The sequence below is a fragment of the Promicromonospora sukumoe 327MFSha3.1 genome (assembly GCF_000385135.1).
Classification (GTDB): Bacteria; Actinomycetota; Actinomycetes; order Actinomycetales; family Cellulomonadaceae; genus Promicromonospora; species Promicromonospora sukumoe_B.
Window position 1 is genome coordinate 133,964 of sequence record NZ_ARQM01000018.1, and the last position, 13,616, is coordinate 147,579.

Annotated in this window: 15 protein-coding genes; 7 read left to right on the top strand and 8 right to left on the bottom strand. The window is 73.3% G+C overall.

The features are described from left to right. The first annotated feature begins 28 nt into the window (after nt 1-28). The 4 genes from H291_RS31920 to H291_RS0127665 all read left to right on the top strand — a co-directional run bounded on the left by H291_RS31920 (nt 29) and on the right by H291_RS0127665 (nt 4,080). The gene (locus tag H291_RS31920) at nt 29-1,237 is read left to right on the top strand and encodes a M6 family metalloprotease domain-containing protein (protein WP_020018280.1); all 1,209 of its coding nucleotides are present in this window, start codon (nt 29-31) and stop codon (nt 1,235-1,237) included. Nucleotides 1,238-1,410: 173 nt separating this feature from the next. Next, complete coding sequence (locus H291_RS0127655; RefSeq protein WP_020018281.1) at nt 1,411-2,226, top strand: tyrosine-protein phosphatase; 816 nt, start codon at nt 1,411-1,413, stop codon at nt 2,224-2,226. A 12-nt stretch (nt 2,227-2,238) separates the two neighbouring features. Then, nucleotides 2,239-2,880 (top strand): hypothetical protein, encoded by a 642-nt coding sequence (locus H291_RS0127660; RefSeq protein ID WP_020018282.1) that lies wholly within the window; start codon nt 2,239-2,241, stop codon nt 2,878-2,880. A gap of 81 nt (nt 2,881-2,961) precedes the next feature. Next, entirely contained in the window at nt 2,962-4,080 is a 1,119-nt protein-coding gene (locus H291_RS0127665) for an epoxide hydrolase family protein (RefSeq protein WP_020018283.1), read from the top strand. A gap of 5 nt (nt 4,081-4,085) precedes the next feature. Here H291_RS0127665 and H291_RS0127670 read toward each other — a convergent pair whose 3' ends face one another. Further along, complete coding sequence (locus H291_RS0127670) at nt 4,086-4,517, bottom strand: nitroreductase/quinone reductase family protein (RefSeq protein WP_026366196.1); 432 nt, start codon at nt 4,515-4,517, stop codon at nt 4,086-4,088. Nucleotides 4,518-4,602: 85 nt separating this feature from the next. Here H291_RS0127670 and H291_RS0127675 point away from each other — a divergent pair, with 85 nt between their 5' ends. Next, nucleotides 4,603-5,214 carry a TetR/AcrR family transcriptional regulator gene (locus H291_RS0127675; RefSeq protein WP_026366197.1) on the top strand — a complete coding sequence of 204 codons (612 nt, stop codon included), beginning with the start codon at nt 4,603-4,605 and terminating at the stop codon, nt 5,212-5,214. A gap of 118 nt (nt 5,215-5,332) precedes the next feature. Here H291_RS0127675 and H291_RS0127680 read toward each other — a convergent pair whose 3' ends face one another. The 3 genes from H291_RS0127680 to H291_RS0127690 all read right to left on the bottom strand — a co-directional run bounded on the left by H291_RS0127680 (nt 5,333) and on the right by H291_RS0127690 (nt 7,835). Further along, complete coding sequence (locus H291_RS0127680; protein WP_020018286.1) at nt 5,333-6,271, bottom strand: cation diffusion facilitator family transporter; 939 nt, start codon at nt 6,269-6,271, stop codon at nt 5,333-5,335. Then, complete coding sequence (locus tag H291_RS0127685) at nt 6,268-6,714, bottom strand: ArsR/SmtB family transcription factor (protein WP_051109652.1); 447 nt, start codon at nt 6,712-6,714, stop codon at nt 6,268-6,270. Before H291_RS0127685 ends, H291_RS0127680 begins: the two co-directional genes overlap by 4 nt. A 179-nt stretch (nt 6,715-6,893) precedes the next feature. Further along, nucleotides 6,894-7,835 (bottom strand): NAD-dependent epimerase/dehydratase family protein, encoded by a 942-nt coding sequence (locus H291_RS0127690; protein ID WP_020018288.1) that lies wholly within the window; start codon nt 7,833-7,835, stop codon nt 6,894-6,896. A gap of 94 nt (nt 7,836-7,929) precedes the next feature. Here H291_RS0127690 and H291_RS0127695 point away from each other — a divergent pair, with 94 nt between their 5' ends. Then, complete coding sequence (locus H291_RS0127695) at nt 7,930-9,063, top strand: L-talarate/galactarate dehydratase (protein ID WP_020018289.1); 1,134 nt, start codon at nt 7,930-7,932, stop codon at nt 9,061-9,063. A gap of 87 nt (nt 9,064-9,150) precedes the next feature. After that, nucleotides 9,151-9,867, top strand: coding sequence for a FadR/GntR family transcriptional regulator (locus H291_RS0127700; RefSeq protein ID WP_020018290.1), 717 nt, complete (start codon nt 9,151-9,153; stop codon nt 9,865-9,867). 95 nt (nt 9,868-9,962) lie between these two features. Here H291_RS0127700 and H291_RS0127705 read toward each other — a convergent pair whose 3' ends face one another. The 4 genes from H291_RS0127705 to H291_RS0127720 are packed head-to-tail and all read right to left on the bottom strand — an operon-like array spanning nt 9,963 to nt 13,581. Beyond that, the gene (locus tag H291_RS0127705) at nt 9,963-10,358 is read right to left on the bottom strand and encodes a universal stress protein (RefSeq protein ID WP_020018291.1); all 396 of its coding nucleotides are present in this window, start codon (nt 10,356-10,358) and stop codon (nt 9,963-9,965) included. After that, on the bottom strand, nt 10,355-11,920 hold the full coding sequence (locus tag H291_RS0127710; RefSeq protein WP_020018292.1) for a tripartite tricarboxylate transporter permease: 1,566 nt from the start codon (nt 11,918-11,920) through the stop codon (nt 10,355-10,357). Before H291_RS0127710 ends, H291_RS0127705 begins: the two co-directional genes overlap by 4 nt. Before the next feature lie 35 nt (nt 11,921-11,955). Continuing rightward, on the bottom strand, nt 11,956-12,528 hold the full coding sequence (locus H291_RS0127715) for a tripartite tricarboxylate transporter TctB family protein (protein WP_020018293.1): 573 nt from the start codon (nt 12,526-12,528) through the stop codon (nt 11,956-11,958). Between the two features lie 33 nt (nt 12,529-12,561). After that, the gene (locus tag H291_RS0127720) at nt 12,562-13,581 is read right to left on the bottom strand and encodes a tripartite tricarboxylate transporter substrate binding protein (protein WP_020018294.1); all 1,020 of its coding nucleotides are present in this window, start codon (nt 13,579-13,581) and stop codon (nt 12,562-12,564) included. Between the last annotated feature and the right edge of the window lie 35 nt (nt 13,582-13,616).

Sequence of the window (13,616 nt, forward strand, 5' to 3'; positions counted from 1 at the left end):
CGTCAGACCAGCGAACAGGAGAGCACGCATGAACCAGCGAGCCGTCCGGAAGTCCCTGGCTCTACCGCTCGCGGCGATCGCCGCGAGCGCCCTTGCCCTCGGCGCCGTGCCCGCGGGCGCGGCGGCCGCCCCGCCGTCCTCCGCGGTCGCCGCCCCGGCGTCCGACGCCTGCCGCCTGCCCGCCGCCGTCGGCGGCCTCGGCTCGGGGTTCCCGGTCGACGACCAGGCGCTCCCCGCCGTCGGCGACCTCAAGGCGGCGCTGCTGCTCGTGGACTTCGACGACCACCCGGCTTCCGCCGCCTCCGCGGACGAGGCGGAGGCCAACCTCGCGTCGGGCGTGGAGTACCTGGAGCGGGTCTCGGGCGGCCGGCTGGACGTGACCACGACGACGTCGGACGGCTGGGTGCGGATGCCGGAGCCGTCGACGTCGTACCCGTTCGAGCGGGGCCTGAGCTACGAGGACCACGTGCGGTACATCGGCGACGCGATCGCGGCCGCCGACGACACGTTCGACTTCTCCGACGTGGACGTCGTGTGGGTGACGGCCACCAGGGAGGCGCCGAACATCACGTACTCGCCCACGACGAACTTCCTGGACGTCACGGCCGACGGCAACCACCTGACGCACGCCGTGACGTTCGGCTACGACCAGTGGCGCTGGGGCGGGCTGGTCCTGGCCCACGAGTCGGGGCACACGCTGGGCCTGCCCGACCTCTACCTGTTCGAGGCGCCGCCGGAGGACCCGGGCAACTACCACGCCGCGGTCGGCGGCTGGGACCTGATGGGCCTGATCTCGGGCGCCGGCCCGGAGTACTTCGCCTGGCACCGCTGGCAGCTCGGCTGGCTCGACGACGCCCAGGTGGTGTGCGCGGGCGACGACCGGACGACGTCGGCGCGGCTGGCGCCGGTGGCTCGTTCGGGTGAGGCGCTCCCGGGGCAGGCCGCCATGGTGGTCTACCCGGTGTCGGAGACGCGCGCCGTCGTCGTCGAGAACCGGCAGCCGGTGGGCTACGACGAGGGCATCGAGGCGCGCGGCGCCCTGGTGTACACGGTGGACACGTCCGTGCCGTCGGGCGAGGGCCCGGTCCGGGTGGTCGACTCGACGCCGGGTTCGGCGGACGGCCTGGACGACGCCCCGTTCGCGGCGGGCTCGTCCTGGACCGAGCCGACGACGGGTGCCGAGCTCACGTTCCGGGCCGGCCCGGCGGGCACGCTCAAGGTGACGGTCCAGCCCTGACCACCTCCCGTGTCAGACGTACAGGTCACCCGGGTGACCTGTACGTCTGACACGTGGGGCGCGGCGGGCGGGCCGACGGCGGGGCGTGGTGGCCCGCCGCAGCGGATGCGGTGGGCCCGTGGCGGAGGCATCGTGTTGCTCGGGGGCCGCACACCCGCCGCAGGAGGACCGGCATGAGCAGCGCGCAGCGGACACCAGACCCAGGACAGCGGATCGACATCCCCGCCGTCCCCAATCTCCGGGACATCGGTGGCTACCCGACGGCGACGGGCGGGCGGGTGCGCCGGGGCCAGCTGTACCGGTCCACCGACCTCACGCACCTCCAGGGCGCGGACCTGGAGCGGTTCGCCGACCTCGGTGTCCGCGTCGTGTTCGACCTGCGGACGGCGGACGAACGGGCGGCCGAGCCCGACGTCGTCCCCGAGGGCACCGAGGTCGTCGTGTGCGACGTCCTGCAGGACCGGACCGGCGCCGCACCGGCGCTGGTGCTCCAGGCGCTGGGCGACCCCGCGGCGGCGGAACGGCTTTTCGGCGACGGCCGGTCGGCCCAGCTGTTCGAGGGCGGCTACCGGGAGATCGTGAGCCTGCCCAGCGCGCTCGGTGCCTACCGCGCCTTCTTCACCACGATGGCCGAGGACGTGAGCCGGCCGGCGCTGTTCCACTGCACGACCGGCAAGGACCGCACCGGCTGGGCCGCGGCGGCGACGCTGCTGCTGCTCGGGGTGTCCGAGGCCGACGTGTTCCACGACTACGAGCTGACCAACCGTGACCTGCTGCCGGCGCTCAAACCGCTCTTCGAGCAGTTCCGGGCCGCCGGCGGCGACCCGGTGCTGCTGGAGCCGGTCTTCGGGGTCCAGCCGGCCTACCTGCGCTCGGCCCTGGACGAGATGGACCAGCGGTTCGGGTCGATCGAGAGCTACTTCGCCGATGGCCTGGGCATCGGCCCGGACGAGCAGCGGCGGAGCCGCGAGGCGCTCGTCGAACCGTAGGAGGTGCACGACATGACCGACCTGACCGCGATCGACGTCCTGATCGACCCGGACCAGACGATGATGACCCGGGCCAAGGCCGTCAACGCCGCGATGCGGGAGAGCCTGCCCGTCGGGTTCGCTCTCGACGAGCACCATCAGCCGCACGTCACGACCCTGCAGCGATACGTCCGCAGTGCCGACCTCACCGAGGTGTACGACGCCGTGGGCTCCGTGCTCGACTCGGTGGAGCTGGGGGACCTCGCGCTCACCGCGACCGGGATCCGGCACATCGCGCTGGCGAAGGACAGGGGTGTGGGCCTGGCCGGCATCGTGGTGCGGCCGTCACCCGAGGTCCTGGAGTTCCAGGCCCGGCTGATCGCGGCCGTGGCGCCGTTCAGCGAGGACGGGGGCACCGCTGACGCGTACGTGCGCACCGACGCCGAGCCCGAGATCAACCAGGACACGATCGACTACATCGAGCACTACGTCCCCGAGCACAGCGGTGCGAGCTACGTCGGGCACGTCACCGTCGGGCTGGCCACGCTCGACGACATGAGCGCCCTGGAGGCCGGACCGTTCGAGGAGTTCACCTTCTCCCCCGTGGGCCTCAGCGTCTACCAGCTCGGCAACAACGGCACGGCCGCCCGGCGGCTGCGGAGCTGGACGGCCTGACGGCGTCGGGCAGGCGCCGGGTACCAAGTACCCGGGGCCGGGCGCCCGGCCGATGTCAGTGGCGGCGTCTACCGTCGTGGGATGAGCGAGCCCCGGCCCTTCACGGTGCATGTCCCCGACCAGGTTCTCACCGACCTGCGCGACCGCCTGGCGCGCAGCCGGATCCCCGCCGACTCGCCCCGGCGCCCGCCGTCCGGTATGACGGCGGCCTACCTGCACGAGCTCGTGGACCACTGGATCAGCTGGGACTGGCGCGCGCGGGAGGCGTGGCTGAACACGCACCCGCAGTTCCTCGCCACGATCGACGGCGCGGACGTGCACTTCGCGCACCTGCGTTCCGAGCAGCCGGACGCGCCCGCGCTGCTGGTGCTGCACGGGTGGCCGCACACGTTCGCCCTGCAGCTCGACTTCGCGGACCTGCTGCCCGACTTCCACGTCGTGGTGGCGAGCCTGCCCGGCTTCGCGTTCTCGACGCCGTACTCGGACGGCGAGATGTCCGAGAAGCGGCTGGCCGCCACCATGCACGCGCTGATGACCGACGTGCTCGGCCACGGGCGGTACTTCACGTACGGCGAGGACGTCACGGCCAACGTCAGCGACCTGATCGCGGCGCGGTACCCGGAGCACGTCGCGGGCATCGTCGCCACGCACGCGCACTTCCCGACCACCGCGGAGCGGGCGGAGCTCGACGACCCCGAGGCCAAGGAGTTCTTCGACGGCATCGCCGCGCAGCACCAGACCGACGGCGCCTACGGACACGTCCAGGCCACCCGGCCGGACACGCTCGCGACGGCGCTCAACGACTCCCCCGCCGGCCTGCTGGCGTGGCTCACCGAGAAGCTCGTCGAGTGGAGCGACACCCCGCCCGGCGACCCGAGCGCCGTGGAGCAGCGCATCTCGCGCGACCGCCTGCTCACGGAGGCGACGATCTACTGGGCCACCCAGACCATCGCGTCGTCGTTCCGGCCCTACTACGAGGGCGCCGACCAGCCCGACCCGATCGCGCCGACGACGGTGCCGGCGGCGGTGCTCGTCCAGCGGCACGAAGCCGGCTACCCCGAGTCGCTCGCGCGCCGCCACTACCTCGACCTGCGCGTGTTCGACCGCCTGGAACAGGGCGGTCACTTCACGGTGGGCGAGGTGCCCGAGGAGATGGCGGCGCGCGTGCGGGAGTTCGTCCGGTCGGTCAGCCCGGGCTGAACGGGTCAGGCCTTGGGCTCGAGCCGGATCACCGGGAACTTGCGGTCGGTGTGGGTCTCGTACACCTTGGCGTCGGGCCAGTACGCGGCCCAGATCCCGTAGAGCCGCTCCCACTCGGGCGACGTCGGGCGCACCACCGTGGTGGTCGCCCGCAGCGTCTGGTCGCCCACCTCGATGGTGGTCTCGCCGGCGCCGTCCTCCACGTTGGCCACCCAGACCGGGTCCTTGGGCGCGCCGCCCATCGAGCCGACGACCAGGTAGGCGTCGCCGTCGGTCGCGGCCACCAGCGGCGTCACGTACTGCTTGCCGCTCACGCGGCCCACGTGGTGCAGCAGCACCAGCCGCTTGCCGTCGAAGTGCCCGCCCGCGACGGGCGACTCGACGATGCCCGCGTTGGCGCGGAACGCCTCGATGATCTCGGTGTTCATGTCTGACATCTGGTCCTCCTCCTGCCTGCGCCGACCCCCTGGCCGGCCTAACCGGACTTTACCCCGGTTAAGCTCCGCCGGATAGCATCCGGACATGAGCACGCCGATGACGTGGGGCACACCGCGGCCGGAGCGGGCCGACGCCGCGCGCAACCGGGAGCTGCTGCTCGCCAGCGCGCGCGAGCTTCTGGCCGAGTCGGGGCCCGAGTGCCTCACGATGGACCTCCTGGCCGAGCGCTCCGGGCTCGGCAAGGGCACGGTCTTCCGGCGGTTCGGGTCGCGGGCGGGGATCTTCCAGGCGCTGCTCGACGACGCCGAGCGCGACCTGCAGCAGCAGGTGCTCAGCGGTCCGCCGCCGCTCGGGCCCGGGGCGCCGCCGGTCGACCGGATCGTCGCCTACGGCACGGCCCGGGTCCGGTTCCTCGCCGAGCACCACGCCGTCGCGCGCGCCACGCTCGACGGGCGCCACGCCGCCGGGCGGCGTCGGCCGCTGTCCGAGATCCACCTGCGCGTGCTGCTGCGCGAGGTCGACCTGCCGGGCGCCGACATCGAGGTGCTCGCGGGCCAGCTCGCGTACGCGCTGGACGGCCCGCTGCTGCTCCAGCTCTTCGCCGGCCCGGAGCTGGCCGGGCCGGAGCCGACGGCTCGGTTCGAGGCGGGCTGGCGCGACCTGGTCGAGCGGGTGTGCGGGGTCTCGGGGAGGTAGCAAACCCGCTGGTCGGGCGCACCGCTGGTCGAGCCTGTCGAGACCCGGCTTTCGTTGGTCGAGCCTGTCGAGACCCCGCTTCGCGACCCAGGTCTCGACAAGCTCGACCAGCGGCGCCTCAGGCGTGCGTAGGCGCCTCGTGCCGGGCGTGCTCGGCGGGCTCGAGCTGGAACGTCGAGTGCTCCACGCGCACGTCGAACTGGGTGGCCACGCACTTCTGCAGGGCGTCGAGCACGGGTGGCGCCTGCCCGTCGCGGAAGCACACGTCGCGCACCACGACGTGCGCGCTGATGGTCGGCAGGCCGGTGGCGACGAGCGACGCGTGCAGGTCGTGGACCTCCTCGACGTGCTCCACCTCCAGCAGCCGGGCCCGGACCTCGTCCAGGTCCATGCCGGGCGGGGTCGACTCGAGCAGCACGCTCGCCGAGTCGGCCAGCAGCCGGGCGGCCCGCGGCAGGATCAGCACGGCGATGACCAGGCCGGCGACGGCGTCGGCGCGCTGCCAGCCCGTCGTCGCGATGACGACGGCGGCCACGATCACCGCGACGGAGCCCAGCGCGTCGTTGACCACCTCCAGGAACGCGGCGCGCAGGTTGAACGACGACGAGCGTCCGCCCGCGAGCACGAGCAGCGCCACGACGTTGCCCACCAGGCCGACGATGCCGAACACCAGCAGGCCCGGCCCGGGCGCCTCCGCCGGTCCGAACAGGCGGCTCACACCCTCTATCAGCGCGTAGACGCCGACGGCGAGCAGCACCGCGGCCTGCGCCAGCGCGGCCAGGATCTCCGCCCGCCGGAACCCCCAGGTGCGGCGCGGCGACGGCGGCCGCAGCGCGAGCGACGCCGCGCCGAGCGCGATGGCGAGGCCCGCGACGTCGGTCAGCATGTGCGCGGTGTCGACCAGCAGCGCGAGGCTGCCGGTGAGCAGGGCGCCGACGGCCTGGGCCACGAAGACGGACGCCGTGATGCCGAACGCGACGGCCAGGCGCCGCCGCCCGCCCGCGGCCGCTCCCGCGTCGCCGTGCGTGTGGCCGCCGGGTCCGTGGCCGTGGCTCATGACGTAGCCCCCGTCGTCCCGCCCGCGTGCGAAGCCGCCCCGGACGGGTGCGCGACCGCGTCCGGCGTGTGCGCCGCCGAGCCGTCCGCGCCGTAGACCGGGCACAGCGCGACGGCGTCGCCGGTCAGCGCCAGGAGCTGCTCCGCGGCGGCGAGCACCTGGAGCGTCGCCTCGGGGTGGGTCAGCGAGAACACCGACGCCCGGCCCTCCGGCCGGGACTCGACGAGCCCGCAGTCGCGCAGGCACGCCAGGTGCTTGGACACCGTGGACTGCGCCAGTCCGAGGTGCCCGGTCAGGTCCACGACCCGGTGCTCACCGAGGGCCAGGTGCTGCAGGATCGCCAGCCGCGACGGGTCGGAGAACCCGTGGAACAGGTACGAGGCGACGGCCATCGCCTCGGACTCGGCGGGCTTCACATCGTCCGGAACCTTTGTCATCGCCATGCGACGATGCTAGCAGCCGCCCCCCTCTCTCCTTCGAGGCCTAAGTTTCTTGTCTTTGAGCCGCCCCTAAGCGAAGATACTTAGGCCTCAAAGGGGACGGGCCCGACGGCGGCGGCCCCGCGCGCCGACCGCGGCAGCACTCCGCGCTCGACCTCAGCCCGCCGCCTCAGCCCGCCGCCTCAGTTCTCCGCCCGCGCTCGCCAGGCCTCCGCCGTCGCGTCCAGCACCTCGGCCCACGGCGTCAGGCGGACGCCGAACACCTCCGTCGTCGCCGACCCGTCCGCGACGAACGGCCGGTCGAACTGGTAGAGCACGCCGAGCGCCTCGCGCAGCAGCGGCACCACCAGCCCGCCGGCCCGGAGCACGCCGCGCGGCACCCTGCGCAGCCGCGGCTCCCCCGTCCCGGCCCGCACGCCGAGCTGCCGCAGCACCTCGCGGACGGTCGCCGGCGGGTTGGAGGGCACGATCCACGGCGACCCCCAGGCGCGGTCGTCGGCGCCGAGCGCCACGAGGGTCGCGGCGACGTCGTCGACGGCGGTCCAGGTGTGCGGCTGGTCCGGATCGGCCATGACCGAGGCGGTCTTCCCGGCGAGCGTCGCGGCCGCGTACATGGGCAGCAGGCCGTGCGACGCCGGCACCGTGGGCCCGATGTAGTCCGACGCGCGCGCCTCGGTGACCCGCACCCGCCCGGCGCGGTGCGCGGCGAGCGCCTCCTGCCAGAGCCTCGCCCGGAGCCGGCCCTTGTGGTCGGACGCCGCCGGCGGCAGGTCCCGGGTCATGACGCCGTCGACCGGACCGTAGCCGTAGAGGTTGCTCAGCGTCACGAGCACCGCGCCGGAGGTCTCGGCGGCGTGCAGCGCCGCCGCGGCCAGCGGGGGCCAGCCGCGCTTCCACGCCTGGTAGGAGCCGGGGTTGGCGCAGTTGTAGAGCACGCCGGCACCCCGCGCGGCGTCCGCGAGCGCCGTCGCGTCCGTGGCGTCCAGGGCTACCCGCTCGACGCGGGGGTGCTCGGGGCCGCGGCCCGAGCGGGTCACCACGGCCACGGTGCGCCCGGCGCGGGCGAGGCGGAGGGCGAGCGCGGTGCCGACGGGCCCGGCGCCGACGACGAGGTGGGTTGCCATGCGCCCAGCGTGCCATCGGCACGCGCCGCGATGTAGTCATACAGGTTTCGGACTTGTATGATTGCAAGCGAACATCCCGCCGCAAAGGAGCGCCATGACGTACCAGCCCGACGCCATCCGGACCGTGCAGCTCTCGACTGTCACGCTGCCGCTGGCCACCGCGATCTCCGACGCCAAGGTCTTCACCGGCCGGCAGAAGCCGATGACCGAGGTCGTCTTCCTGTTCGCGGAGATCACCACCGAGCAGGGGTTCGAGGGCCTCGGCTTCTCCTACTCCAAGCGCGCCGGCGGCCCCGCGCAGTACGCGCACGCCAAGGAGGTGGCGCAAGCCGCGATCGGCGAGGACCCGAACGACATCGCCAAGCTGTACACGAAGCTGCTGTGGGCGGGCGCGTCGGTCGGCCGCTCCGGCGTCGCGACCCAGGCCCTGGCCGCCATCGACATCGCCCTGTACGACCTCAAGGCCAAGCGCGCGGGCCTGCCGCTCGCCAAGCTGCTCGGCGCGCACCGCGACTCGGTGCGCACGTACAACACCTCGGGCGGGTTCCTCAACGCGAGCATCGAGGAGGTCAAGGAGCGCGCGAGCCGGTCGATCGCCGAGGGCATCGGCGGCATCAAGATCAAGGTCGGCCTGCCGGACAACCGGCGCGACCTGGAGCGCGTCGCCGCCGTCCGCGAGCACATCGGCGCCGACGTGCCGCTCATGGTCGACGCCAACCAGCAGTGGGACCGCACCACCGCGCTGCGCATGGGCCGGCGCCTGGAGGAGTTCGACCTCGTCTGGATCGAGGAGCCGCTGGACGCGTACGACGCCGAGGGCCACGCCGCGCTCGCCGCCGCCCTGGACACGCCGATCGCCACCGGCGAGATGCTGGCCTCCGTGGCCGAGCACGAGCGGCTCATCGCGACCCGCGCGTGCGACATCATCCAGCCGGACGCCCCGCGCGTCGGCGGGATCACGCAGTTCCTGCGCCTGCTCACGCTCGCCGACCAGGCCGGCCTGGACCTCGCGCCGCACTTCGCGATGGAGATCCACCTGCACCTGGCGGCCACCTACCCGCGCGAGCCCTGGGTGGAGCACTTCGACTGGCTCGACCCGCTGTTCAACGAGCGGCTGGAGACCAAGGACGGCCGCATGCTCGTCCCCGACCGCCCCGGCCTGGGCGTCACGTTCAGCGAGCAGGCCCGCGCCTGGACCACGGACAGCGCCACCTTCGGCCCGGCCTGACCGACCGCACCCTCGACGTGTCAGACGTACAGGACCCCCGAGGGATCTGTACGTCTGACACGTTGGGTCAGATGGGAGCATGAGCCCATGGCCCAGACCCTGAGCGGCACCCTCGTGGAGACGCTGCGCGCGCGCATCGTCAACGGCGACATCGCCCCCGGCGAGAAGCTGCCGAGCGAGCCGCGCCTCGCCGTCGAGCACCAGGTCAGCCGCACCGTGGTCCGGGAGGCCATCGCGCGCCTCAACCTGGAGGGCCTGGTCCACACCCGGCGCGGCAGCGGCAGCTACGCCCTGACCCCGCCCACCGAGGACGACGACGGCGCGCCCGTCGCCCGGTCCCTCGCCGACCGGCTCGCGCTGGTGGAGTACCGCATCGCGCTGGAGACCGAGGCCGCGGCGCTGGCCGCCGTCCGGCGCACGCCCGCGCAGCTCGCGGCGCTCGCCGACCGGCTGGGCGCGCTCGCGTCGTCCGACGGGCACCCTGCCACCGCGATGCAGCACGACTTCGCGTTCCACCGCCTCGTCGCGGAGGCCGCGGGCAACAGGTTCCTCCTGGAGGCGCTGGACCGGCTGGGCCCGCAGATGATCGCGATGCCCCGCGGCCGCCTCGACCGCCACACCGACGACGAGGCGCTGCCGACCGACGGGCACCGCGACGCCGGCCGCTTCACCGCCGTCGTCCAGGAGCACCAGGCCATCCTGGACGCCCTCGACGCGAAGGACCCGCAGGCCGCGGCTGCGGCCATGCGGGTCCACCTGACGTCGTCCCGCCGCCGCCTGGAGACGGAGTCGGGAAGTCGTTGACCACAGCAGCTGCTGCCAGGCGGGACGGCCTCCTGGCAGCAGCTGCTGTGGTCAACACCGCGCCCGCCGGGCGGCAGGGCGGCCGACGGCGGCCGTCAGCGCGGCGGCTTGACCGCCAGCACCGGGCGGTCGGCCTGGAGCAGGATGCGCTGCGCCACCGAGCCCATGATGAACTTGCCGACCGTGCTGCGGCGGCGCAGGCCGATCACGATCAGCGAGGCGTCGTGCTGGTCGGCGAGGTCCAGGATCTCGTCGGTGAAGTCGTCCCGGTGCGTGCCGCGCACCACCTTGGCCGCCACGCCCGCCGCGGCGGCCAGCTCGACCACCCGGTCCAGGTCCTCCTCGGCGGCCACGGTGGTCTCGACCACCGCGCCCTCGCGTGCCGAGTTGACGACCAGGAGGTCCTCGCCCCTCAGCCCGGCCTCGGCGACCGCCGCCTGGACGGCGGCCTCCCCCGCGGGCGTGGGCACGTAGCCGACGACGATGCTCATACGGACTCTTCCTCTCGGTTCTTCGCCGACGCACCGTCGGACGACCCATCAGCCGCTGCCGTGGCACCGGCCGGCACCGCCGCCCGCCGCTCACGGACGGCACGGATCAGGGGCAGCACGGCCACCACCACGAACACCACCAGCAGCGTCGCGGAGATGGGCCGGGTGAAGAACCCGGCGGCCGACCCGTCGAACATCAGCAGCGAGCGCCGCAGACTGGACTCCAGGAGCGAGCCCAGCACGAACGCCAGGACGAGCGGCCCCGGCTCGAAGCCGAACTTCTTCATCAGGTACCCGACGGCCCCGAAGACGACGACCAGCAGGACGTCGAACACGGAGTTGTTGATGGTGTACGCGCCGATCATGGTGATCAGGGCCGTGACCGGCGCCAGGATGGCCGCGCGCACCCGCAGGATGCGGACGAACACTCCGACCAGCGGGATCGACATGATCAGCAGCAGCACGTTGCCGATGTACATCGAGTTGACGACGCCCCAGAACAGCTCGGGGTGCTCGGACACGAGCTGCGGGCCGGGCGTGATGCCCTGGATGAGCAGCGCGCCGAACATGAGCGCCATCGTCGCGTTGGCGGGGATGCCGAGCGTGAGCAGCGGGATGAACGAGCTGGTGGCGGCGGCGTTGTTCGCCGTCTCCGGCCCGGCCACGCCCTCGATGGCGCCCTTGCCGAACCGGCTCGGGTCCTTGGCGCGCTTCTTCTCGGCCGCGTAGGCGGCCATGGAGGCGATGGTCGCGCCACCGCCGGGCAGGATGCCGAGGAAGAACCCGAGCACCGACCCGCGGGTGACGGCGCCCGACGACTCCTTGAGGTCCTTGCGCGACGGCCAGACGTTGGCGACCTTGCCGGGCGCGTGCACGGCGCGGTGCCGCTCCTCCAGGTTGTAGAGGATCTCGCCGAGGCCGAACAGGCCCATCGCGACGGGCACGAAGTCGATGCCGTCGGCCAGGCTCAGGCTGTCGAACGTGAAGCGTTCGGCGCCCGTGAAGGCGTCGCGCCCGACGGTGGCCAGCAGCAGGCCGATCGCCGCGGCGATGAGCGCCTTGACCTTGGCGCCGGACGCGATGGTCGAGACCAGCAGGATGCCGAGCAGGGCCAGGGCGGCGTACTCGGGCGGCCCGAAGTCGAGGGCGAAGCCCGCCACGACCGGGGCCAGGAACGTCAGTCCGACGATGGCGACGGTGCCACCGATGAACGACCCGACGGCGGCGACGCCGAGCGCCGTGCCGGCCTTGCCCTTCCTGGCGAGCGCATGCCCGTCCAGGACCGTGACCACCGAGCTGGCCTCGCCCGGAAGGCGCAGCAGCACGGACGTGATGGTGCCGCCGTACTGGGCGCCGTAGAAGATCCCGGCGAGCATGATGATGGCGGTGACCGGCTCCACGCCGTAGGTGAGCGGGAGCAGGATGGCGATGGTGGCCGCCGGGCCGAGACCCGGCAGCACCCCGATGAGCATGCCGATGACCACCCCGACGAGGCAGTACAGCAGGTTCGTCGGTTCGAGCACGACGGCGAACCCGGCGGCTACGTTCTGCAGTGATTCCACGTGCGTTTCCCTTGCGGATCAGACCTGCGGTGCGGTCAGAAGAGGTGCGGGACGTTGGTGCCGAGCGCCCCGACGAAGACCCCGTACAGCACCCCGACCACGAGCACCGAGTACAGGACGGCGGAGCGCCAGGACTCGCCGCCGAGGAACTTCATCCAGACGAGGCTCAGCACCAGGGCGGGGATCTCGAAGCCGATCACCGGCAGCAGCGCCACGAGCCCCAGCAGGGTCGCGAGTCCCACCAGGGAGAGCCACGAGTACCGGGAGAACTTCTCGCCGTCGCCACCCCGGCGTCCGATGAACACCTGGGCCAGCGACAGGACGATCACGGCGACGCTGATCGCCAGCGGCCACAGGCCCGCGCCCGGCTGGTTCAGGGTGCCGAGGCCCAGGCCGAGCGCCGTCACCGCCCCGAGGACGCCGATGCCGGCCGTCACCAGGCCGGCCGCGAGGTTCGCGACCGGGCCGGCGGGCGGCGGGGCGTCCTCGGCCCACTCCTCGGCCAGCGCCTGGGCCGGGTCGGCGGGCGCGACGGCCGCGGCGCCGTCCGCCCCGCCGGCACCCGCGCCGTCCGAGCCGTCCGGCCTGCCGTTCGAGCTGCCGTCCACGCGTGCCTCCTTGGTTGCCGTTGCCACGAGGGATCAGCCCTCTGCGAGGCTGATGTCGTACTCCTCGGTGAGCGCCTTGTACTTGTCGGCGAGCTCGGTCCACTCGGTGGTGACCTCTTCGCCCGAGATCTCGTGCGGCGTCAGCAGGTTGTTCTCGTTGAACGAGGTGTAGGTGTCCGAGGCGATGGCGGCGTCGATCGACTCGACGAGCCGGGCCTTGACGTCCTCGGGCAGCCCCTTGGGCGCGGCCAGCGCGCGGTACTGCGAGACCGGGACGTCGTAGCCCTCCTCGACGGCCGTCGGCACGTCGGGCAGGAACTGGTTGCGCTCGGCCGAGAAGGCCAGCAGCGGCACCACCTTGCCGGCGTCGATCTGCGGCTTGGCCTCGCCGAGCTGCACCGTGGCCACCTGCACCTGGTCGCCGACGACGGCGGTCAGCGCGGGCGAGCCCGAGTCGAACGGGACGGGCGTGCCGTCGATCTCGGCCTGCGCGAACAGCGCGGCCTGCGCGAGCTGCGAGCCGGTGCCCACGCCCGTGGTGCCGTACTTGATGTCGCCGGACGCGCCCTTGAGGTCGTCCAGGTTCTCGAACCCGGAGTCCACGCTGGCCAGCAGCACGTAGTCGTCCTGCGAGAGGCCCTTGATCACGTCGAGGTCGGCCAGGTCCACGGCCTCGTCCTCGGACACCGCGAGCGGCGTGATCGTGATGAGGGAGGCGTTCAGCAGCACCAGCTCGTACCCGTCGGCCGGCTTGCCCGCGACCTCCTCGGTCGCGACGGCGCCGTTGGCCCCGGCCCGGTTGACGACGGGGACCGCGACGCCGAGGTCCTCGGCCATGCCCTCGGCCACGGCGCGGGCGATGAGGTCGGTCGAACCGCCGGCGTCCTGCCCCACGGTGATGGTCACCGGGCCGGACGGGAAGTCCTCGCCCTCGCCGCCCCCGGCGGCGCCCACGTTGCCGCCGCAGGCGGCGAGCGTCAGGGCCGCGGCCGCGGCGGTGGCACCCAGGGCGACACGGCGGAGGCGGGGGCTACGGCGGTCAGGAGTTGTCATCACAGCTCTCCTCGTTGAGATCTTCGACGGGCATC

Excerpts from the sequence above, each read along its gene's own strand:
- H291_RS0127675 (WP_026366197.1), top strand. The coding sequence starts at position 4,603 with ATGAGCACGCCGATGACGTGGGGCACACCGCGGCCGGAGCGGGCCGAC.
- H291_RS0127685 (WP_051109652.1), bottom strand. The coding sequence starts at position 6,714 with ATGGCGATGACAAAGGTTCCGGACGATGTGAAGCCCGCCGAGTCCGAG.
- H291_RS0127665 (WP_020018283.1), top strand. The coding sequence starts at position 2,962 with ATGAGCGAGCCCCGGCCCTTCACGGTGCATGTCCCCGACCAGGTTCTC.
- H291_RS0127660 (WP_020018282.1), top strand. The coding sequence starts at position 2,239 with ATGACCGACCTGACCGCGATCGACGTCCTGATCGACCCGGACCAGACG.
- H291_RS0127690 (WP_020018288.1), bottom strand. The coding sequence starts at position 7,835 with ATGGCAACCCACCTCGTCGTCGGCGCCGGGCCCGTCGGCACCGCGCTC.
- H291_RS0127720 (WP_020018294.1), bottom strand. The coding sequence starts at position 13,581 with ATGACAACTCCTGACCGCCGTAGCCCCCGCCTCCGCCGTGTCGCCCTG.
- H291_RS0127695 (WP_020018289.1), top strand. The coding sequence starts at position 7,930 with ATGACGTACCAGCCCGACGCCATCCGGACCGTGCAGCTCTCGACTGTC.
- H291_RS0127680 (WP_020018286.1), bottom strand. The coding sequence starts at position 6,271 with ATGAGCCACGGCCACGGACCCGGCGGCCACACGCACGGCGACGCGGGA.
- H291_RS0127655 (WP_020018281.1), top strand. The coding sequence starts at position 1,411 with ATGAGCAGCGCGCAGCGGACACCAGACCCAGGACAGCGGATCGACATC.
- H291_RS0127670 (WP_026366196.1), bottom strand. The coding sequence starts at position 4,517 with ATGTCAGACATGAACACCGAGATCATCGAGGCGTTCCGCGCCAACGCG.
- H291_RS0127705 (WP_020018291.1), bottom strand. The coding sequence starts at position 10,358 with ATGAGCATCGTCGTCGGCTACGTGCCCACGCCCGCGGGGGAGGCCGCC.
- H291_RS0127700 (WP_020018290.1), top strand. The coding sequence starts at position 9,151 with ATGGCCCAGACCCTGAGCGGCACCCTCGTGGAGACGCTGCGCGCGCGC.
- H291_RS31920 (WP_020018280.1), top strand. The coding sequence starts at position 29 with ATGAACCAGCGAGCCGTCCGGAAGTCCCTGGCTCTACCGCTCGCGGCG.